This is a genomic window from Terrisphaera buseokensis, from assembly GCF_047521145.2.
In the GTDB taxonomy this organism is placed as follows: Bacteria; Verrucomicrobiota; Verrucomicrobiia; order Opitutales; family Opitutaceae; genus ER46.
On sequence record NZ_CM134186.1, the window covers coordinates 3,799,873 to 3,821,211 of the forward strand.

Sequence of the window (21,339 nt, forward strand, 5' to 3'; positions counted from 1 at the left end):
GCTCCACGTTCGCCAAAGATGGGCAGGCACGTCGAGCCGGGAATGCGGGTTTGCAACCGTTCAGTTACTTGTGCGCGGGAACCGCGGCGCGATCTCGCAGGGGGCGAGGCTCGTCCGCCCCTCGGGGCGTGGTCAAGCCACGCCCCTGCAGCGATATCGACCGGGCCGCGGCACCTCGCGCGTAAATCGTCACATTTTCCTTTCGCTCCGCTCGTAGTATGCGTTCCTTACGCCCAATGCTTTCGTGGAAATTCGCCGCCGTCGGAGCGGTCCTTGCGACCGCGCTTCCCGCCGCCACCCCGCCCGTCGACTACGTGCGCGACGTGAAGCCCGTCTTGAAGCAGCACTGCTACCGCTGTCACGGTCCTTCCCAGCAGAAAGGCGGGATGCGCGCCGACACCCTCGCCTTCCTGCGGGAGGGCGGCGACACCGGCACTTCGATCAAGGCCGGCGACTCCGCGGGGAGCGTGCTGCTGCAGGCCATCCTCGGCACCCACGACGACATCTCGCAGATGCCGTACAAGAAACCGCCGCTGGCGGACAGGGAGATTGCGGCGATTCGCGCGTGGATTGATGCCGGCGCGACGGGACCGGCCAGCGAAGAGCCTGCCGTCGAGGACGTGCATTGGGCGTTCGCCGCCCCGGTCCGGACCTCGCCCCCCGCGGTGAAGCGCGCCGGCTGGAATGACAACTCCATCGATCGCTTCGTGCTCGCGCGGCTGGACAAGGAAAACGTCGCGCCCGCGCCCGAAGCCGATCGTGTCAGTCTGCTGCGCCGCGTCAGTCTCGACCTCACCGGCCTGCCGCCCACGCCGGCGGAAGTCGCCGCATTTGCCGCCGACCGCTCGCCCGACGCCTATGCCAGGGTCGTCGAACGGCTCCTCGCCTCGCCGCATTACGGCGAACGCTGGGCCCGGCCCTGGCTGGACGTCGCGCGTTATGCCGACTCCAACGGCTACTCGATCGATGCACCGCGTCAGATCTGGAAGTACCGCGACTGGGTCGTGAACGCGCTCAACCGCGATCTGCCGTACGATCGCTTCGTGATCGAGCAGCTCGCGGGCGATCTGCTGCCGAACCCGAGCGTCGAGCAAAAGGTGGCCACCGGTTTCAACCGCAACACCCAGATCAATCAGGAAGGCGGCATCGATCCCGAGCAGTTCCGGATCGAATCGGTCATGGACCGCGTGAACACCTTCGGCACCGCGTTTCTCGGTCTGACCGTGAGCTGCGCGCAGTGTCACGATCACAAATTCGATCCCATCCTGCAGAAGGAATATTATCAGCTCTTCGCCTTCTTCAACAACACGGTCGAGGACGGTCACGGCAAGAACTCGCCCGGCGGCACACTCGCGTTTCCGCAGGAGATCGAGTCGGCCGACGGCCTGCAGCGCGAACTCGATGAGACCCGCGCCGAGCTCGAGCGCTTTCTCAATACGCATGGCAGCGCGGTGACGGCCTGGGTCGCGACGCTCGACATGCCGGCGAAGGTCAAGTTCGGCGCGACCGCCCGCGAGGCGCTTGAGGTGCCGTGGGAGAAGATGACGCTCGCCCACAAGCGCGCGCTCTACGCGTTGATGCCCGGCGCAAGTGCGGAGTTTCGGACCAACAATGCCAAGCTGGGGCGCCTCGAGCGCCGCGAGCCCAAGCCGATCACGACGCTCGTCATGCAGGAACTGCCGGCGCCGCGGAAGACCGTCACCTTCATCAAGGGCGACTTCACCCGCCCCGGCGACCCCGTCACGCCCGGTACGCCGAAAGTCCTGCCGCCGCTGAACGCCGCCACGCCCACCCGGCTGGATCTGGCGCAGTGGCTCTTCAACCCGAAGCACCCGCTCACCGCGCGCGTGATGGTCAACCGCGTGTGGCAGCAGTATTTCGGCCGCGGGCTCGTCGAGACCGAGAACGACTTCGGCACGCAGGGTATCCCGCCCACTCATCCCGAGCTGCTCGACTACCTGGCGACCGAATTCGTCGCCCGGCACTGGAGCCTGAAGGCCCTGCACCGGCTCATCGTCAACTCGGCGACCTACCGCCAGTCCTCGCGCGTGCGACCGGACCTGGAGATCGTTGATCCGTTGAACAAGCTCTACGCCCGCCAGTCGCGCCTGCGGCTCGATGCAGAGATCGTGCGCGACGTGGCGTTGGCGACCAGCGGGCTGCTGGTACCGACGCTCGGCGGCCCGCCGGTGTATCCGCCCCAGCCCGACGGCGTGATGAAACTCGGCCAGGTGAAACGCGACTGGACCGCGAGCAGCGGCGACAACCGGTATCGGCGCGGGCTGTACACCCATTTCTGGCGCGCGACGCCGCATCCGGCCCTCGCGGTCTTCGACGCCGCCGACGGCTTCAGCGCGTGCACGCGCCGGCTGCGTTCCAACACGCCGCTGCAGGCCCTGACGCTGCTCAACGATCGCCAGTTCTTCGAATTTGCCGGCGCGCTCGCGAAGCGCATTCAAAACGAGGGCGGGCCCGACGACGCCGCGAAGATCACTCTCGCGTTCAAGCTGTGCGTCGCACGCGCGCCGTCCGCCGACGAGGTGCAGCGCCTGGCCGCGTTGCTGCGCCTGCTGCAGAGTCCGGGTGGCAACGAGCCGCCCGCCACGCCCGAGGAAGCCTGGACCACGGTCGCGCGCGTCCTGCTGAACCTCGATGAAATGATCACCCGCGAATAGTCCCATGCCGCCGCCCTTTTCCCCCTTCGATCCCGCCCAGCAGCTCGGTGACCTCACGCGCCGGCATTTCTTCAGCCGTTGCGCCATGGGCCTCGGGGGCATCGCCCTCGCCTCCATGCTCGGTGAGCGGAACCTGTACGGGGCCGCGCCCGGCGGCCTGCCAAATCCGATGGCGCCGCACCCCGGCCACTTTCCGGCCAAGGCGAAGAACGTCATCTATCTGTTCATGGCCGGCGGCCCGAGTCAGCTCGAGCTCTTCGACTACAAGCCCAAGCTCGTCGAGTTGAACGGCCAGCCGATCCCGCCGTCGCTGATCGAGGGCAAGCGTTTCGCCTTCATGGACTCGAGCCACGGCACGAAGCTCCTCGGCACGCGCCGGAAGTTCCAGCAGCACGGCCGGAGCGGCGCGTGGGTGTCCGACCTTTTCCCCTACACAGCGGGCATCGTCGACGACATCACGATGGTGCATTCGTGCGCGGCGGATCTTTTCAACCACGCGCCGGCAAAGCTGTTCATGAACACCGGCTCGGGGCAGTTCGGTCGGCCCAGCATGGGCTCGTGGATCACGTACGGCCTCGGCAGCGAATCCAAGGATCTGCCGGGCTTCGTGGTGCTGCAATCCGGTCCGCGCGGTCCGCGTGGCGGCGCGGTCAACTGGGGCAGCGGTTTCCTGCCGACGACGTTCCAGGGCGTGCCGCTGCGCGGCAACGGCGACCCGATTCTCAACCTGACGAACCCCGAGGGCGTTTCCGCCGTGCGGCAGCGGCAGGCGATCGATGCCATTCGCGACCTCAATCTCCAGCGCGCGGTCGAGACCGGCGACGCCGAGATCCACACCCGCATCGCCGCGTACGAAATGGCGTCGCGCATGCAGACGAGCGCGCCGGAACTGATCGACCTGAAGGGCGAGAGCGAGGCCACGCTCAAGCTGTACGGCATCGACAAGGACACGCCGTCGTTCGCCCGGAACTGCCTGCTCGCCCGCCGCCTCGTCGAGCGCGGGTCGCGTTTCGTCCAGTTGTATCACACAAACTGGGACAGCCACGGCGGCCCGGGCGAGAACCTGCAGAGCGACTTCGAGCGCGTCTGCCGCGAGGTCGATCAGGGCCAGGCCGCGCTGGTGCAGGACCTGAAGGCGCGGGGTCTGCTCAAAGACACGCTGGTCGTGTGGGGCGGCGAGTTCGGCCGCACCCCGATGGGCGAGAACCGCGACACCATGGGCCGCAATCATCACATCGATGCGTTCACGATGTGGTTTGCCGGCGGCGGCGTGAAAGCCGGCGCGGTCATCGGCGAGACGGACGAACTCGGCTTCAACCCGACCACGGATCGCGCGCACGTGCACGATATCCACGCGACGATTCTCCACCTGCTCGGCGTCGATCACAAGAAGCTCACGTTCCGCTTTCAGGGCCGCGACTTCCGCCTGACCGACGTACACGGCAACGTACTGACGCGGCTGCTGGCCTAGCCTTGCGCCGGGCGCGCCCCACCGCAGCGGCCCGACTGCCGCCCGGCGTTGCGCGCGACGTCGCTGTCATTCCATCACCACCCCACTCCCCATGCAGACCCCACTCCTCCCCTCCCTCGTGCTCGCGATCGCGAGCACCGCGGCGCTTCACGCGCAGGCCTTTCACCTCGATGTTCCCGCCGAGTTCGCCCGCTGCGTGCCAGCCGGTGCCACGGTCAAAAAAGTCGCCGGCGACATGGGCTTCATCGAAGGCCCGGTGTGGATCGCGTCCGACGGCCATCTGGTGTTCAGCGACATTCCCGGCAACGAACTGAAACGCTGGTCGGCGAAGGAAGGCGTGACCACCTTTCGGAAACCGAGTGCCAACGCCAACGGCAACACGCTCGATGCCGCCGGTCGTCTGCTCACGTGCGAACACACCGGCCGACGCGTCGCCGTGCAGGAGAAGGATGGCACGGTGCGTACGATCGTCGATGCCTTCGAAGGCCGGAAACTCAATTCGCCCAACGACGTCGTCGTCCACTCGGACGGCAGCATCTGGTTCACGGATCCCGAATATGGCTTGAAGACCAATCCGACCACCAAGCAGCGCGAGGGCAAGGAGCAGCCGGGGAACTATGTCTACCGTCACGATCCGAAGAGCGGCCGGACGACGGCGGTGGTGAAGGATTTCGTGCAGCCTAACGGGCTCGCGTTCTCGCCCGACGAGAAAAAGCTCTACATCGCCGACTCCGGCGCGCCGCGCCACATCCGGATCTTTGACGTCGCGGCGGACGGCACACTCAGCGGCGGCCGCGTCTTCTGCACCATCGACCAGGGCGGCCCCGACGGCATTCGCGTCGATCGGGATGGCCGGGTGTGGTCGAGCGCCGGCGACGGCGTGCACATCTTCGCCGCCGATGGCCGTCGGCTGGGCAAGATCCTGACGCCCGAGGGTCCCGCCAATCTTTGCTTTGGCGGCGCCGACGGTCGGACGCTTTTCATGACCGCCCGCAAATCGCTCTACTCGATCCAGGTCTCGGTCACCGGCGCGGCGCGGTGAGCCGCCTACGTCCGATCGATTGCCCGCGAATCACGCGAAGAGGCGCGAATAAGTCGAAGAAATCATCGGCCTTCATGCGACAGTGAACCGTGAGCGTGCTCGGGTGGTTTCTCTCCTCGGCCATTCGCGTTCCTTCGCGTGATTCGCGGGAGTTTTTCTGCGTAGTTCAGCCCGGGCCGCAGTGGCCTTTATTCCATGACGTCCTCCCATCCCGCTCCGATCCGACTGAAGCTGCGCGAGCTGAACCAGCTGTTCAACTCGATGGATCCGTCGCCGTTTCTCGATCGCGATCTGGATCATGACGCGGAGGAGTTCATCGTCAGCTCGGCGCGCGAATCGCACGGCAGCCGGAGCTTCGAGCTCATCGTCCATCTTGGCGCGACGCCGAATCCCGAGCAGGCCGCGGAAACTGAAAGCGCGGTCCAGCACTACTTCGCCACGCGGGCCGAGTTGAAGCGCCGGCAGTTTCGGCTGCTGCTGCGCCGCGGTCATGCGAATCTCGCCATCGGACTCCTGTTTCTCGCCCTGTGCCTCGGGCTGAGCAGTTTCGCGGCGACGCTCGGGCCGGCGCAGCTGGCCAGCGTCATGCGCGAAGGCCTGATCATCGTGGGCTGGGTCGCGATGTGGCGGCCGCTAGAGATCTACCTGTACGATTGGTGGCCGCTCCGCGAAGAGTGGCACGATTTACAACGGCTCGCGCGCATGAAGGTAAAGCTGGTGGTCGCCGCGCCGAAACCGCCCGCGGCAATCTGAGCTGCGCGGCAGCCGTCAGCCGCAGCGCGCAAAATATGCCGCGGGCTGGGCAAATTCCGCGATGCACGCCAGGTGCGCCAGGCGTATGGTGCGCCCATGAAAACCCCCGCACACCTAGCCAAGTCTGCTGCCACGGTGGGGAAAGCCGCTGCGAATCCGCGCACCACCGCTCCGAGCGTCCCGTCGGGCACGACCCCGAATTCCTCCGGAGCCGTCCGCATCGAACCGCAGTGGCACTGGCACTACCGCACCCTGCTGCACCTGCGCGATCGGCTGCTGCGGGCCCAGGCGGACCACGCGCACCAGACCTCGTTGCTCGCGGAAAGTCATGGCGTCGACCTCGTGGATACCGCGCAGGAGGAAAGCGTGCGCGACGTCCTGTGGGCGGAACTCGGCGCCGAGAAGGACAAGCTGTTTGAAGTCGATTGCGCGCTGCAGCGGCTGCGCGAGGGCAGCTATGGCCGCTGCGAGGAGTCCGGAGCGGAGATTCCGCCGGAACGCCTGCGGGCAATTCCGTGGGCGCGTTATTCGCGCGACGCCGCGCAACGACTCGAGGCGCAGTCAACGCTCCGCGGCAAACGGGCGAAGATGTAAGGAACGACCGGGTCTGCCGGCTGAGGCAGGTACCGGCGGCGCGCCCTCGTCACGCCGCCTAACGTGGGAGCGCCGGCTTCCATCCGGCATGGAGTTGAAGCAGGCAGGACGCCTGCGCTCCCGGGTGAGTCATTCGAGACCCACACGGCTCCTGCGCGTGCGCGTGAAATCCGTCTCGCCGCTCCCGCAGTTTCCCGTTTCAACGGGCGCGTGCCACCCCTCACCTCCCCGCGTATCCGCCTCTGCCTGCTCGTCGCCCTGCTTCTGACCGTATTCGCCGCGCCGGGACGCGCCGCGGATCGGCCCAACATCGTCATCCTCTACGCCGACGACATGGGCTACGGCGATCTTGCGATCCAGAATCCCGGCTCCCGCATCCGCACGCCGCACCTCGACCAGCTGGCGCGGGAAGGGCTCCGTTTCACCGACGCCCACAGCTCATCCGGCATCTGCTCGCCCAGTCGTTATGCGCTGCTGACCGGTCGCTTTCACTGGCGGAAATTTCACGCCATCGTGCAAAGCTTCGGTCCGTCGGTCTTCGATGCCGCCGAGCTGACGCTGCCGGAGATGCTCAAGCAACGCGGCTACCGCACCGCGTGCATTGGGAAATGGCATCTGGGCTGGAACTGGGACGCCATCAAGCGGCCGGGCGCCAAGCCTGATCCGAAAACCGGATACGCCCCCGACGCCTTCGACTGGAGCCGACCGATTCCGGGCGGTCCGCGCGATCAGGGCTTCGACTATTACTTTGGCGACGACGTGCCTAATTTTCCGCCGTACACCTGGTTCGAGAACGACCGGGTGATGACGGTGCCGAACGCGCCGCTCACACTCACGCCCACCACCGCCGAAGGCACCTGGGAGGCCCGCCCGGGCCCGATGGTGGCCGGCTGGGATTTCCACGCGGTGATGCCGCGGCTCACCGAACGCGCCGTCAACTGGATCCAGGAACAGCGAAACCAAAAGGAGCCGTTCTTCCTGTATTTCCCGTTCACCTCACCGCACGCGCCGATCGTCCCGACGCCGGAGTTCGCCGGCAAGTCCAAGGCCGGCGGCTACGGCGACTTCATGGAGCAGACGGATGCAACGGTCGGCCGGGTGCTCGCCGCGCTCGCGGCCAATGGCTTCGCGGAGAACACGCTCGTCATCTTCACGGCCGACAACGGCCCGGAGCACTATGCGTATCCCCGCATCCAGAACTTCGAACACCGCAGCTCCGGTCCGCTGCGCGGCGTGAAACGCGATCTCTGGGAAGGCGGCCATCGCGTCCCGTTCGTCGTGCGCTGGCCGGGCATCGTGCCCAAAGGCGAAATCAGCAATGCGCTGATCAGCCAGGTCGACCTCATGGCCACGCTCGCCGCCATCACCGGGTTCACGCTCCCGGCGGGCACGGCCGACGACAGCCACGACCTGCTCCCGGTCTGGAAATCGCGCGCCCCGAGCCCGCGTCATGCGATCGTGCACAACACCAATGCCAACGGCTACGCGATCCGGCAGGACCAGTGGCTGCTCGTTGCCGCCCGGACCGGCGCGGTCACGAAGGTGCCAGCCTGGTTCGATCCGGCCAACGGCTACGCGGCGCACGACCAGCCCGGCGAGCTCTACGATCTCAGCCGCGATCTCGCGCAGAAAACAAATCGCTACTCCGACGAACCGGCCCGGGTCGCCGCCATGACCGCGCTGCTCGCGCAGATTCGCGCCAAGGGCCAGGTGCGGTGATCGGCCGCGCCGGCCGCCATCGTCGTGGCTACGAGCGCCAGCGAGTGGCCGACTTCCACTCGCTGGCGCTCGTAGCCACGGACCAGGCCCGCCGCCTGAACTGCCTCACCGCGGCAGGGAATCGGTCACGGTGTGATTGCCCTCGGCCGTGGCCGTACCGGCCGCGATTTCCGCGCCCTGGCCGAGCAGATTCTGCGTGATCCAGTTCCCGCGTCCGCCGGTCACGCGCAGCGACGGCGCAGCGGTCCGGTCCTTGCGGTCGTCGCGCACCATGTTTCCGGATACGCGCGTGCCCCCGGTGTCCTGCAGCCAGATGCCCACACCGTCGCTGTCGAGGATGGTGCACTGGGCGAGATGGAGCCGTTCACATTTCTCCAGCAAAAGCGCCGCGGATTTCCGCCAGGCGCCGCTGAGATGGACGCCGGTGATCGTGGAGTCCCGCGTCCCGCGGAAAACGATCCCGCCGTTCGCGTCCTGCGAGCTGCCGTAGTTGTAACGTGGATTCCGATCAAAGTTGTTCGCGCCGACGACAACACTGCTGCTGTCCTCGACCAGCAGGTCGTGCTGGTAACCCATCCAAAACGTGTTTCCCGTGATCGTCACGCCGCGGACATCGCGCAGATGGATATTCACCTGCACGTCGCTCAGGACATTGCCCGTGATCGTGACGTGGCCCTCCTGCGTCGCCGCCGATCCGGTGCGGCGTTCGAGCGCCGGCTCATGGCCGCGGCCGAGGATGCGGATGTTCGCGGAGTGGGGACCGACGCTGTTGTGCTGGATGGTGCAGCCGGTGATCGCCACCTCACCGATGGAACCGCCGGACGAATCGAGCAGGATGTTCGCCGTCGCCGGCGTGCCCTTCGTCATGTTGCTCTCGATGTCGCAATTCCCGATGTGGACATTGCGGACGTTGCCGCCCCGCGAAACGATCCCGCCACCCGCGCAGTAACTGATATGGCAGCCGGTGATGTTCGACTGGTGCAGGTTCACCTGGTCGTAATAGATGCCGACGCCCCGGAGCCGGTAGATGTGCGTGTCGGCAATCAGCACGTTGCGATTCCGCACCGTCAGGTGGATGCCATGCCGCAGTTCGCGCAGCACGGCATGCGTGACGGTGAGCTGCATCGTGCCGCTGGCTTCAATGCCGTCAGCCTCGGGATGCTCGCCGACGATCTCGAGTCCGTCGACGCGCGGCGTCCGTTGTCGCGCCCAGACATTCGGCTTGAACTGTTCCGGATCCGCGCTGCCCGCATGCGTCCCGACAAACTTGAAGGCGGGACCCGCGCCGGCCATCACGATCCGCGCTGTGCCATCACCGACAAGCGCAACGAAGCCCGTGCGATCGAGATCGATGGTCACCGTTTGGGTGAGCCGGAAAACGCCGGCGGGAAAGTGCACGCTGCCGCCCGCGGTCAGCGCACGCTGCACCGCCGGCGTATCATCGGCCTGGCCGTCACCGACGGCTCCGAAGGCCTTGACGTCCGCGGCCTGCACGGGCGGAAGCACGAAGAAGCCCGTGACCAGCAGCACGAGCAACGCACCGACCACTCCTCGTCGCAACCGGACCTCGACGGCTTGAAAGCGCATGCCGCATCGACGCCGCCGCCCCGTTATGAATCAACCGAAAACAGACGCAGGGAATACCGTCGCCCGCGAATCACGCGAACAGACGCGAATACCAGAGCTGAGACTTCACCCAACACCCAGTCGTTGCACGCAGGGTTTGATCCATTTTTCCGTCTGCTCATTCGTGTCCCTTCGCGTGATTCGCGGGCGGACCTCTCCCTCGCCGCAGTTCAGCCACGCGTGGGAGATGTCGTTGGCGAATGAACCACCGCACCTTCCTCCGGCCCGTCGGGCACACAGCGCCAGAGCAGGCCGGCCGCTACGAGCGCAAGCGCCGCGCTCGTGCCGAAGGCGAGCCGGTCGTCGATCTGCGCGAGCCAGCCGTTCAGCAACGGCGCGACCAGTTTGCACGGGCCGTACACCGCGACGGCGAGCACGCCCTGGATGGAGTTGCGAAAGCCGTCGCCGGCGAGCCGGTTCACGAACACCACCGGCGCAATCAGCGTCCCGAGCGTGACGAAGCCGTGCAGCACTTGCGCCGCGATCGCCACGCCGGCCAGCGGAACCGCGGCCAGCACGCCGAGACGAATCATCGCCGCTCCCGCGCCGAGCAGCATGATCGGCCGCAGGCCGAACCGCCCCGTCAACCAGCCCAGACCGAAGATCAGCGGCACTTCACACAACACGCCGAGGCTCGAGATGAGACCGAGCCAGCGCGCATCGACACCGAGGTTCTCCGTGAGATGCACCGGGAACACGGCGGAGAAACAACTGTTGCCGACCTGCAACAGCCCCAGCGCAACCGAGAGCCAGATCCAGCGTCGCGAGAACATCACGCGCAGGGCGTCCATGGTCGGAAGCTTGGAGACGGGCGCGACGGCGGACCGATCGCGCGGATCCGGCAGCAGGAAACTGTTCAACGCCGCCACGGCGGCAAAGGCCGCGGCCGTGTATATGACCCACGCGAGGCCGCGATCGTCGCGCAGCACGACCAGCAGCACGAGCGCCGGCACGATGTAGCCCACGGTGCCGAGCATGCGGAAGCGATGATACGGCGGCGGGGTCTCACCCGCGACGATGCGCCGCTTGATCCAGGCAAAACAAAGTCCGTCCATGGATGGCAACAGCGCGGCCAGGGCGAAGCTGTAGGCGGCCGACGCCAGCATGACGCCGCCCAGACTCTGCCACGCACTCAACGCGATCAGCGCCAGTCCGGCGAAGCCGGTCGTCGCCAACGCAAGCATCCGCGGGTTCGTGTGCCGGTCCGCAAGGTACGTCATGAGGACGGGCGAGAGAAACACCGGCAGCTGCGACACCGCCAGGACGAGACCGATGCTGCGATCGTCGAGCCCGCGATCCGCGCGCAGGAATTGCGGCAGGTACGGGCCGGTTGCGCCGAGAATGGCGTATCCGAAAACAAAATGCCGCCGCAGTGCGTTCATCAAAACCGGCCAGCATCGGGTCGAAGGCGGCGGGGTCAAGGCGTCGGCCGGGAACGCAGGCGTCCCGCCTGCAAACGATCAGGTTGGTCACGCATCACGCCCAGCCAAGCCCGCTGAGTTGATGGCGGGACGCCTGCGCTCCCGGGGCAAGCAAACCGCCTGCGCTCACGGTCGCTCGTTACCCGCAGGAATTTCACCGCAACGTGCATTCAGCCTTCTCACTTCGGTCGCACCCTGCCACATCACGGCCATGCAGTTGAATCTGACGGGTCAAACGGTCGTGGTCCTGGGTGCCGCCAACGGCATCGGCCGCGCCATCGCCGAGGGCTTCGTGGCCGAGGGCTGCCGCGTCCACGGCTTCGATCGAGACCCGAAGCCGCGTCCGCTCGCTGGCGCCGCCGAACTGCGAAGCGGAGACGCCACCTCGTATGCCGAGGTGAAGGCGTTTGCCGCCAGCTGTGGCGACGTCGATCACGTCGTCTTCACGGTCGGCGCCGGCTCCGGCAAGTTCGGCTATCCGTTCTGGAATCTCGAACCCAGCGACTGGCCTCGCGTCCTCGAGATCAACCTGACCGCCGCGGTCAACGCCGCGCACGCGTTCGCTCCCGGCATGGCCGCCCGCGGCCGCGGCTCGCTGCTTTTCCTGACCTCGGTCGCAGGCCAGGTCGGTTCGCCCACCGACCCGCCCTACAGCGCCGCGAAGGCCGGACTGATTAATTTCATGCAGTGCGCGGCCAAGGATCTCGCGCCCCACGGCGTGCGCGCCAACGCCCTCGCTCCCGGCATGGTGCGCACCGACCTCAACGAATCCGTCTGGGCCGCCGGCCAGCGCGCGATTCCCGAGTCCAAGCGCCAGACCTACACCGCATGGGCCGAGGAGAAGATCCGCAAGATTGCGCCGCTCGGACGCTGGCAGCTGCCGGAGGAGTTTGCCGCCATGGCCGTGTTCCTCGCCTCAGAACACGCGCGCAACATCACCGGCCAGACGCTCAACATCGACGGCGGCCAGGTGATGCACGCGTGATCACTCCTCGGTGCGGGGCGTCGGCGTGGTCGTCTTCATCGCGACGTTGCGCTCCCCAGGCACGTAGTACTCGACGTAGCCGAGCATCATTTCATCGAACGTCTGCGGGCCCCAGCGGACCAGCTTGGTCGGGTCGGGATTGGCGGGATTGCCCGCACTGTTGTCATACCAGGCCGTGTAGATGAGCCGGCTGCCCCGCGGCAACGTGGGCGGCTCGGCGAAATGGTACGGCAGCTGCCAGTTGAAGTCATAGCGCGGCACGTCGAGCAGCACCCGGCGGACTCCATCAGGCAGCACGACCTCGTAGCGGGCGGCCTTCCCCCGCACGTGCATGTGCGGCATGAAGCCCAGCAGCGTCGCATCAAAAGGCAGCGTCAGGCCGGCCGTTTCCGGATGATCGGCCGCGCCGGCCGGAATCCGAATCCGACCATTCGCAAGACCCGCGACATGGATGACGTGACGCGGCGGCGCGGCGGAGAAAACAAGCCCGAGCCGGGTCTGGTCGGTGGTCGCCTTGCCGTTCGGCGTGTAATGCATCTGGAACGAAACCGTCGCACCGGCGGGAATCTTCTTCGCGAATCCAGCGGGAAAGATCGCATGCGCATTGCCGGGGACGTACGCCGCAAAATAGCCCTCGCGCTCGGACGCCACGTTGCCATCGGTCCCTGCGGCGGCAGCGGAACCACGGGCGTGCACCTTGACGATCACGTGATGCACGACCTCGCGCGCCGTCGGCTGGATTTCGTAGGCCTGCACCCAGCGGTCCTCCGCAAAACGGGTTTCCACGCGCAGCACTTGATATGGCATGACCCCATCCGCCTTGATCGCCACCGCTCGCGGCAATTCCAGCACCGTGTCCGGTTGGCCAATGTTCCAGCCCTCGGGAAACGTCCGCGGGAGCGGGGCGTCGGCGGGATCGCCGACGGGCTTGTCGCCGGCCAGCCAGGTGAGCAACGCAGCCTTGTCGGCCGGCTCCAGCGAGCGATCGTTGATCCAATGCGATGCCTCTCCAGGCGCGGCGGGGGCGGCGAACCAAGGCGGCATGGCATCGCGCGCCACCTGTTTTCGAATCATCCCGGCGTGCGCGCGGACGTCCTCGTAGGTCGCCAGGCTGAACGGGGCCACCCCGCCACTGCGATGGCACTCGAGACAGTTGTTCTGCACGATTCGGGCGATCTGGTTGTGGAAGGTCACCGGGGCCCCGGCCGTTCCGGCCACGGCCGGCGGCACCGCGCGTTCGAGCACGCAACCCGGTGCCTCGGTCGCCGCGACCGGCGGTACTTTTCCGGCCACCACGGCCCCGAGCGCATCACGCAGATACGTTTCACGGGGGGCATCGAGCGAATAGCCCAGACCGTATTGGTCGTCGACGGCTCCGCGGAAAACCAGCGTTCCCGCTCCATCAATCACGAAGGCCTCGGTCGTGGTTTTCGCACCCAGGGCCGCGGCCAGGCGCCCGTCGCGATCCTGCACCGTGCGTCCGGAAAATCCCTGATCGCGAATGGCCGCGCGGATATCCGCGGCGGAGTCGGAAGCAATCGGCACCACGTAAAGAAACACCACGCCCCGGCCAAGAAATTCCTTTTCGAGGCGCGCGAGAGTCGGTGCAAATTTTTTCGTGAGCGGACAGCTCGTGCTGGTGAGCGCAATCACCAGCGCCTTGGCGGAACGATACTCGGCCAGGGTGCCGGGCTTGCCCTCAATGTCGGTAAATGCGAAGTTCGACACCCGCCGCCCCACGCCCGCCTCCGTCGGCTTGATCCGCTTCGGTCCCACCCGCGGCGAATTCTCGGCTGGTTCGCGAGTGACGTGATCCGACTGAGCCGGAAGTTCGGACGTGGAGGTGGCCCGGGCCAGCGTCTTGGTCACCACCCGGACTTCGTCCATCGTCACGCTGCCATCACCGTCGCGATCGAGACGGTCAAACCAGGCGGCATCGCCCGCTTCCTCGCGTGTCACCTTGCCGTCGGCATTGCGGTCCAGCTGCCGGAACCGGGCTTCGAGCGAAGTGCCTTTCCCCTCTCTTTCCGCACCGCCAACGACGAGGGTCGATGCGGACACGGCCACAACCACGATCAGGGAAAATGACAGGGAGGTGCGCATCGAACTGCAGACGGATACCGGGACGCGGCGTTACGTCGAGGTCGGTCTTTACAGACCCGGGAGCGCGTCGCAGCGTGGAGCCGTTCGCCCCCCGGCCACAACCTCTGCCGCCCTCTCCGATGACTACTTCCCGTCGCTTGAACCCGTTGCCCCCCTGCCCCGTATTTTTCCGCCTGGTTGCGACCATTGCGCTCGCTCTGGGTGCTGCCACGCACGGCCACGCCGCGGGCAAGCCGAACCTTGTTATCTTCTATGCCGACGATCTCGGCTGGGGCGAACTCGGATGTCAGGGCAACAAGGAGATCCCGACCCCTCACATCGACTCGATTGCCACCCACGGCGTGCGCTTCACGCAGGGCTACGTCGCGGCGACGTATTGCAGTCCTTCGCGCGCCGGTCTCATGACCGGTCGTTATCCGACGCGGTTCGGCCACGAGTTCAACAGCGTCGCAAACCAAACTGGTCTCCGGCTCGATCAAGTGACGATCGCGGATCGGCTGAAGGCGCTCGGCTACGCCACCATCGCCGTCGGCAAGTGGCACCTCGGTGCCGGCCCAGACTATCGGCCCACCAAGCGCGGCTTCGACGAATTCTACGGCACGCTGAACAACACGCCGTTCTTTCACCCCACCAACTTTGTCGACTCACGGATTTCAAACGACGTGCGACCGGTGACCGATCCGGCGTTTTACACCACCGACGCCTATGCCGAACGTTCGGTGGACTGGCTGGAGAAAAACAAGTCCACGCCGTGGTTTCTTTATCTGCCCTTCAACGCCCAGCACGCGCCGCTCGAGGCGCCCAAGAAGTACCTCGATCGCTTTCCTTCGATCACCGATCCCAAGCGCAAACTTTTCGCCGCCATGATGGCCGGGATGGACGACGCGATCGGTCGGGTCCTGGGCAAGATCAGGGCGCTGGGCCAGGAGGAAAACACGATCATCTTCTTCATCTCCGACAACGGCGGACCCACGCTGAGCACAACCTCGCAGAATGGTCCGCTGCGCGGATTCAAGATGACCACGTACGAAGGTGGACCGCGCATTCCGTTCCTCGCCCAGTGGAAGGGAAAGATCCCCGCCGGCAAAACCTACGATCTTCCCGTCATCAATCTCGATGTGCTGCCCACGGTCGTCACGGCCGCCGGCGGCCGCATCGATCCCGCGTGGAAGCTCGATGGCGTCGACCTGATGCCGTACCTGACCGGGGCCAACTCCGCGCGCCCGCACGCCACGCTTTACTGGCGCTACGGCCCGCAATGGGCGGTGCGGCACGGCGACATGAAACTCGTGGTCTCCAAGGGCGGCGGCACTGAGCCCGAGCTGTACGATCTGAGCAGCGACATCGGTGAATCGAAAAATCTCGCGAGCGCCCAGCCCGCCAAGGTCAGGGAACTCCAGACGCTGTGGAACACGTGGAGCGCCGAGCAGGCCCCGCCGAGCGCGCCGGACGCACCCGCCGGCGGCAAAAACAAAAAGGGCGGGAAGAAAAAGGCGGCGAAGTAGTTCGGCACCGTCGGGAGCGCCGCAATGAAGCGATGAAGTGCAGGACGGATTTATTCCGTCGCTGGAGGTAATGCGTTGCCGACGGTCGCCATGACCGTTTCGCTCGCCCTCGAACCACCTCCTGGCCACCCCGCCCATGCAAGCACTCCCTTCCCTCACCCCGGGTCGACGCCCTGCGTCGCTGCGCCCGCGTACCGTCATCGCTCTCCTCGCGCTCCTCGCGGCGTTCACCACGCCCTCGCCGCGCGCCAGCGCCGCCACCCCGCCCGCGACTGCCGCCGCGGGCACGATTGAAGGTCGCGTGTTCAATCCGCGCAGCGGCACGACGGTCGAAAACGCCCGCGTGAGCGTCGAGGGCGGCACGCTCGTCACGTTCACCGACGCCGACGGCAACTTTCTCCTGGCCGGTCTGCCTGCGGGCAACGCGCGTATCCGGGTTTTCTACACGGGATTCACCCCGCAGATTGTCGACGTGGCGGTCGCCGCCGGCCAGACCGTGCAACGTGACATCACCCTGCTCGCGGCCCGCGGCGAAGCCACGGCTGCGGACGACACGACGGTGAAACTGGACAAGTTCGTCGTGGGCGAATCGCGCGAGATGAGCGGCGCCGCCCTCGCCATCAACGACCAGCGCTTCGCCGCCAACATCCGCAACGTCGTCTCGACCGACGAATTCGGCGCGGTCGCCGAGGGCAACGTCACCGAATTTCTAAAATACCTTCCCGGCATCTCCATCGACCTGAGCGGTGGCGACGGCCGCACGGTCTCCATCGACGGAGCCCCCGCCGCCAACACCCCGATCACCATCGGCGGCGTCGGCCTCTCCAGCCCGACCGGCACCGGCCGCGCGATCGAGGTGGGCTTTTTCAACCTGAACAACATCTCGCGCATCGAGGTCTCGCAGTCACCCACGCCCGACGCTCCCGGCAAGGCCCTCGCCGGCGCCGTGAATCTCGTGCCGCGCAGTTCATTCGAACGCGCGCGCCCCGAGTTCAACGGCAGCCTCTATATGATGATGCGCGACGACTACCGCGGCCTGGGCAAGGGCGCCACGCTCTACCGCGACCCGCGCCAGAAGGTCTGGCCCGGCGCCGACCTCTCTTGGGTTGTGCCGGTGAACAAGAATTTCGGCTTCTCGATCGCCGCCGGCGGCTCCACGCAATTTTCCAGCCAGGACCGCGTCACGAACGTGTGGCGCGGGGTCGGCACCGCCACCAACGGCGCCGCGTTTCCCAACACCGTGCCGGGCCGCCCTTACCTGTCGCAGTTCACGATTCAGGACGCGCCCAAGGAATCCTCCCGCGACTCCCTCGGCGTCACGCTTGATTTCCGCCTCTCGGCCCGGGACCGCATTGCGCTCTCGTATCAATACTCGTCCTTCGACGGCGAAATCACCGCGCGCACGCTCGCCTTCGCGCCGACCCAGATCGTCGCCGCGTCGATCTCGCCGAACTCCGTCCAGGGCGTCGCCGGTGCCGGCGTGCTCACGCTCAACAACGGCAACAATCGTATCCGTGAAAACCGCACCTACCTGCCGACCTTCTCGTGGCGCCACGACGGCCCGGTCTGGAAATTCGATTTCGCCACCGGCCGCGCCTACGGGAAAAACGCCATCCGCGACATGGACAAGGATCGTTTCCTCGCCGTCAGCTCGCGTCGCACCGGCGTGACCATCGGCTTCGCCGACACCGGCTTTTTCCGCCCCGGCATCATCACCGTCGCGGACAACGCCACCGGCCGCCCGCTCGATCCGTACAGTCTCGAAAACTATTCGCTCAACACCCTCACCTCCACGCCGCAGCGCGCCTCCGACATCAACTTCACCGCCACCGCCAACGCCCGCCGCGATTTTCTTTGGCGCGTGCCCGTCACGCTGCGCACCGGCCTCGATTTCCGCCAATCCTCGCGCGACGCCCGCCAGTGGACCTCCACCTACACCTACGTCGGTGCCGATGGCCGCCAGAACACCACCAACGGCACCGCCGTCCGCTTCCTCGATCCCGTCTTTTCGACGCGCTTCGCGCCCTACGGCTTTCCGCAAATCCAGTACCCCGATAACAAGGAAGTCTTCGCCTACTGGCGCAAGAACCCGAACGAGTTCACCCTCGACGAAAACAACCTTTACCGCAGCAACGTCACGAATTCGAAGCACGCGCAGGAGTCCGTCTCCGCCACCTACCTCCGCGGCGATGTCTCGCTCCTCGACCGCCGGCTTCTCCTCGTCGGCGGCGTGCGCGTCGAGCAAACGAACATCGAGGCGGACGGCCCGCTCACCGATCTCACGCTCAACGTCCAACGCGACGCCCAGGGCCGTCCGCTGCGCAACGCCGCCGGTGCCGTCATCCCGATCACGACCGACGCGCTCGCGAGCTCGCGGCTCACGTTTCTCGAGCGCAGTGCGCACGCGAAGAAGGAGTACCTGCGCCTCTTCCCCTCGCTCAACGTCACGTTCAACCTCCGCGAAAATCTGATCGCGCGCGCCGCCGTCTCCACCTCGATCGGGCCGCCTGACTTCAACCAATACGCCGGCGGTGTCTCGTTGCCGAACACCGACAACGTTCCGAGCAACACCAATCGGATCGTCGTCAACAACGTCGCCATCAAACCCTGGACCGCCAACACCGTGAAGGTGCGGCTCGAGTATTATTTCGCCGGCGTCGGCCAGATCTCGATCGGCGCCTACCGCCGCCATTTCCAAAACTTTTTTGGCGCCACGGTCTTCGACGCCACGCCCGAGTTCCTCGCACTCTACAACCTCGACCCCGCCGAGTTCGGCCCGTACCAGGTCTCCACGCAGCGCAACCTCGAAAATGTCGTGCGCACCGAGGGCCTCGATTTCAGCTACCGGCAGGCGCTCACATTTCTCCCGCACTGGGCGCGCGGCCTGCAGGTTTTCGCCAACGGCAGCCTCGCAAAGACCAACGCCACGCCCGGATTTCTCGGTGCCTCCGGCTTCAACGAAATCCCCCGCTACGCCGCCTGGGGCGTGAGCTTCACGCGGCCCCGCTACAACCTGCGGCTCAACTGGACCTGGCGCGCCGATCAGAACCAGGGCGCCGTCACCGGCGTCGGCATCGAGCCCGACACGTTCAACTATACGCCTGGCTACACGAAGCTGGATATTCTCGGCGAGTTCACGGTGTGGAAGCGCGTGGCCGTCTTCGCGAATCTCCGCAACGTGACCGACGTCGCCGACCGCGGCACGACCATGGGCCCCAACACGCCCTACCACGCCACGCTCCGCTTCATGGAACGCTATGGGTCGCTCTGGACGATCGGAGTGAAGGGGACGTTTTGACGGGACCGGGGAAACCTCGCCGCATTTGCCAGGAAAACATCCACGCCTTTTCCACGACGCCTGACCGCCTCGATGCGCGGGGACGATGAGAACGTCCCCTTTTCCGCTCGGTCAAAGCCATCACTCACCATGCAACGCCGGGAATTCATCAAGGCCACGATCACGTCGTCCGCTGCGCTCAGTGCCGCGACGACACCGGCGGCTCGATCGCAATCCGCGGTCCGCACGGTTCCCACCGCCGAGGCGGCGATCAGCGGAGTGGATACCAACGTCAGCCTCTTTCACTGGCCCTTTCGCCGGCTGCCGCTGGATGAAACGGACACGCTCGTGCAGAAAATGAGCGAGCACGGGATCACCACGGCTTGGGCGGGAAGTTTCGAAGGCATTCTGCACCGTGATCTCGCCGGCGTTAACCAGCGGCTGGCGGACAGCTGCCGTCGGAGCAACGGGCGGCTGCTTCCTTTTGGTGCCATCAATCTCGCGCTGCCCGACTGGGAGGACGATCTGCGCCGCTGCCATGAGGTGCATCGCATGCCCGGCGTGCGGCTGCATCCCAACTATCACGGCTACACGCTCGCGGATCCGCGTTTCAAACGCTGCCTGCAGATCGCCACCGAGCGCGGATTGCTCGTGCAGATCGCGGTCCTGCTCGAGGACACCCGGACGCAGCATCCGCTGCTGGTGGTGCCCGACGTCGACGTGGCGCCGCTGGCGGAGATCGTCGCGGCCGTGCCGAAGGTGCGCGTGCAACTGCTCAACAGTGGCAAGGTGCTCGATGGTGCGCATGCCGTGCGGCTGGCCGCGACGCCAGGCGTTCATTTCGATATCGCCCGGGTCGAGACGGCGGGCGGCGTCGGCAAACACCTGCGAGCACTTCCCGCGGGTCGCCTCGTCTTCGGCACGCACGCGCCGTTTTTCATCTACGAATCCGCGGTGATCAAGCTGCAGGAGTCCGCGCTGACCGCGGCCGAGACGCGCGCGCTGCTGGACGAAAATCCACGACGACTGCTGGCCGGCTGACAGTCCTGATACCAATCGCTCTTTGCCTTTGGACTTTAGCCGTGGCTACGAGCGCCAGCGAGTGGCCGTTCGGCCACTCGCTGGCGCTCGTAGCCACGATCGATCCAGAAGTCCAAAAGCAAGGAGCGATTGGCATGAATTGATGCCGCCCGAAAGATCCGTTCGCTCGCGGCGGGATTTGTCATCCAAGGGATGACATGAGACCAGCGGTCGCGCTGGGCGTGAAACGGAATCGCGGGCGCTTCGCGGGGATTCGGCGCCGCGAAATCAGGGATCGAGCGAGCGCCCCTTGCGGGCCAGGATTGGCTGGAGCAGCCGGCGGAAGTTTTCGCCGAAGATCAGAAAACGATCAGCCTCGGAAATCTCCGCGCCCACCACCTTGGACAGTTCCGTTCCGAAACTGCGGCCGGGGAAATGTCCGCCGTAGATAATCCGGGCTGCGCCCAGTTCGCGCACCGCCAGTTCGATGAAACCAGCCGTGGGATCGAAACCCGAGGTCTCGACCACGACATTGCCGCAGTCGCGTACCGCACGGATGCCCTTCTCCCATTCCCCGCCGGCGTGCACGCAGACGAACGTGATGTCCGGGTGCCGCCTCGCCAGCTCGGCCAGCTCGGACGGAGTCGATTCGCCGGTGCTGTCTTTGCCGCCGGTCTTGAACCAGGTGTGCTGAAAAATAATGCCGCCGAGTGCGTGCGTCCGGCGCATGATGGCATCGTAGTTCGGATGCGTGCACACGACGTTCTGGGCCGAGCTGGGCAGATAAATGCCCACCATCGGCCCGTCGTTGATCCAGCGTTCGATGTCGGCGAGGGCCTGCGCCTGATCCGTGGCATGCACTGTCGCAATGCCGAGGAGTCGATTGCGCCAGCGTTCAAGGCAGCGGAGCATTTCGGGCGTGTCGTCCGCCCCGGCCTTGCTGCCGGGCGCGGCGGCGGTCTGTAGCAGCGGACAGAAGCGCTCGATCGAAAAACGATCCAGTTGTCGCAGCATCGCCTCAATCGAGGCTTCCGTCGCGCCCGGGCGCGACGGCGACGCGAGCCGCGGCAGCATGCCGTAGCAATCCCAGATCCGATACGGCGCATAGTCTGACGCCACGCGAGGAAACGACACGGAACGGGTTGGGC

The 21,339-nt window shown here is 66.2% G+C and carries 14 protein-coding genes; 10 read left to right on the forward strand and 4 right to left on the reverse strand.

Going from position 1 to position 21,339, the window contains the following annotated elements; all coding sequences use genetic code 11:
• The first annotated feature begins 236 nt into the window (after positions 1-236).
• From ACLJEU_RS14170 to ACLJEU_RS14195, 6 genes are all read left to right on the forward strand, one after another.
• Positions 237-2,675, forward strand: coding sequence for a PSD1 and planctomycete cytochrome C domain-containing protein (locus ACLJEU_RS14170; protein ID WP_414661796.1), 2,439 nt, complete (start codon positions 237-239; stop codon positions 2,673-2,675).
• A gap of 4 nt (positions 2,676-2,679) precedes the next feature.
• Positions 2,680-4,146 carry a DUF1501 domain-containing protein gene (locus ACLJEU_RS14175; protein ID WP_414661795.1) on the forward strand — a complete coding sequence of 489 codons (1,467 nt, stop codon included), beginning with the start codon at positions 2,680-2,682 and terminating at the stop codon, positions 4,144-4,146.
• 91 nt (positions 4,147-4,237) lie between these two features.
• Complete coding sequence (locus ACLJEU_RS14180) at positions 4,238-5,188, forward strand: SMP-30/gluconolactonase/LRE family protein (protein WP_414661794.1); 951 nt, start codon at positions 4,238-4,240, stop codon at positions 5,186-5,188.
• Positions 5,189-5,383: 195 nt separating this feature from the next.
• Positions 5,384-5,941 carry a hypothetical protein gene (locus ACLJEU_RS14185; RefSeq protein WP_414661793.1) on the forward strand — a complete coding sequence of 186 codons (558 nt, stop codon included), beginning with the start codon at positions 5,384-5,386 and terminating at the stop codon, positions 5,939-5,941.
• A gap of 96 nt (positions 5,942-6,037) precedes the next feature.
• Complete coding sequence (locus ACLJEU_RS14190) at positions 6,038-6,535, forward strand: TraR/DksA family transcriptional regulator (RefSeq protein WP_414661792.1); 498 nt, start codon at positions 6,038-6,040, stop codon at positions 6,533-6,535.
• 210 nt (positions 6,536-6,745) lie between these two features.
• Positions 6,746-8,254 (forward strand): sulfatase family protein, encoded by a 1,509-nt coding sequence (locus tag ACLJEU_RS14195; RefSeq protein WP_414661791.1) that lies wholly within the window; start codon positions 6,746-6,748, stop codon positions 8,252-8,254.
• A gap of 105 nt (positions 8,255-8,359) precedes the next feature.
• Here ACLJEU_RS14195 and ACLJEU_RS14200 read toward each other — a convergent pair whose 3' ends face one another.
• A complete protein-coding gene (locus ACLJEU_RS14200) occupies positions 8,360-9,841 on the reverse strand; it encodes a right-handed parallel beta-helix repeat-containing protein (RefSeq protein ID WP_414661790.1) in 1,482 nt (493 codons plus the stop codon).
• 209 nt (positions 9,842-10,050) lie between these two features.
• On the reverse strand, positions 10,051-11,262 hold the full coding sequence (locus ACLJEU_RS14205) for an MFS transporter (RefSeq protein WP_414661789.1): 1,212 nt from the start codon (positions 11,260-11,262) through the stop codon (positions 10,051-10,053).
• A gap of 250 nt (positions 11,263-11,512) precedes the next feature.
• On the opposite strand from ACLJEU_RS14205, the gene ACLJEU_RS14210 reads away from it, so the two are divergent.
• Complete coding sequence (locus ACLJEU_RS14210; protein ID WP_414661788.1) at positions 11,513-12,286, forward strand: SDR family NAD(P)-dependent oxidoreductase; 774 nt, start codon at positions 11,513-11,515, stop codon at positions 12,284-12,286.
• Here the strand turns inward: ACLJEU_RS14210 and ACLJEU_RS14215 are convergent, their stop codons facing one another.
• Positions 12,287-14,389: a redoxin domain-containing protein gene (locus ACLJEU_RS14215; RefSeq protein ID WP_414661787.1), complete on the reverse strand. Its 2,103-nt coding sequence runs from the start codon at positions 14,387-14,389 to the stop codon at positions 12,287-12,289.
• Positions 14,390-14,508: 119 nt separating this feature from the next.
• On the opposite strand from ACLJEU_RS14215, the gene ACLJEU_RS14220 reads away from it, so the two are divergent.
• The 3 genes from ACLJEU_RS14220 (at position 14,509) to ACLJEU_RS14230 (ending at position 20,212) form a co-directional block, all read left to right on the forward strand.
• Entirely contained in the window at positions 14,509-15,894 is a 1,386-nt protein-coding gene (locus ACLJEU_RS14220) for a sulfatase-like hydrolase/transferase (protein ID WP_414661786.1), read from the forward strand.
• Between the two features lie 136 nt (positions 15,895-16,030).
• Positions 16,031-19,192 (forward strand): TonB-dependent receptor, encoded by a 3,162-nt coding sequence (locus tag ACLJEU_RS14225; protein WP_414661785.1) that lies wholly within the window; start codon positions 16,031-16,033, stop codon positions 19,190-19,192.
• Positions 19,193-19,321: 129 nt separating this feature from the next.
• A complete protein-coding gene (locus ACLJEU_RS14230; RefSeq protein WP_414661784.1) occupies positions 19,322-20,212 on the forward strand; it encodes an amidohydrolase family protein in 891 nt (296 codons plus the stop codon).
• 267 nt (positions 20,213-20,479) lie between these two features.
• Here the strand turns inward: ACLJEU_RS14230 and ACLJEU_RS14235 are convergent, their stop codons facing one another.
• Positions 20,480-21,325: an amidohydrolase family protein gene (locus tag ACLJEU_RS14235; protein ID WP_414661783.1), complete on the reverse strand. Its 846-nt coding sequence runs from the start codon at positions 21,323-21,325 to the stop codon at positions 20,480-20,482.
• Positions 21,326-21,339: the final 14 nt, after the last annotated feature.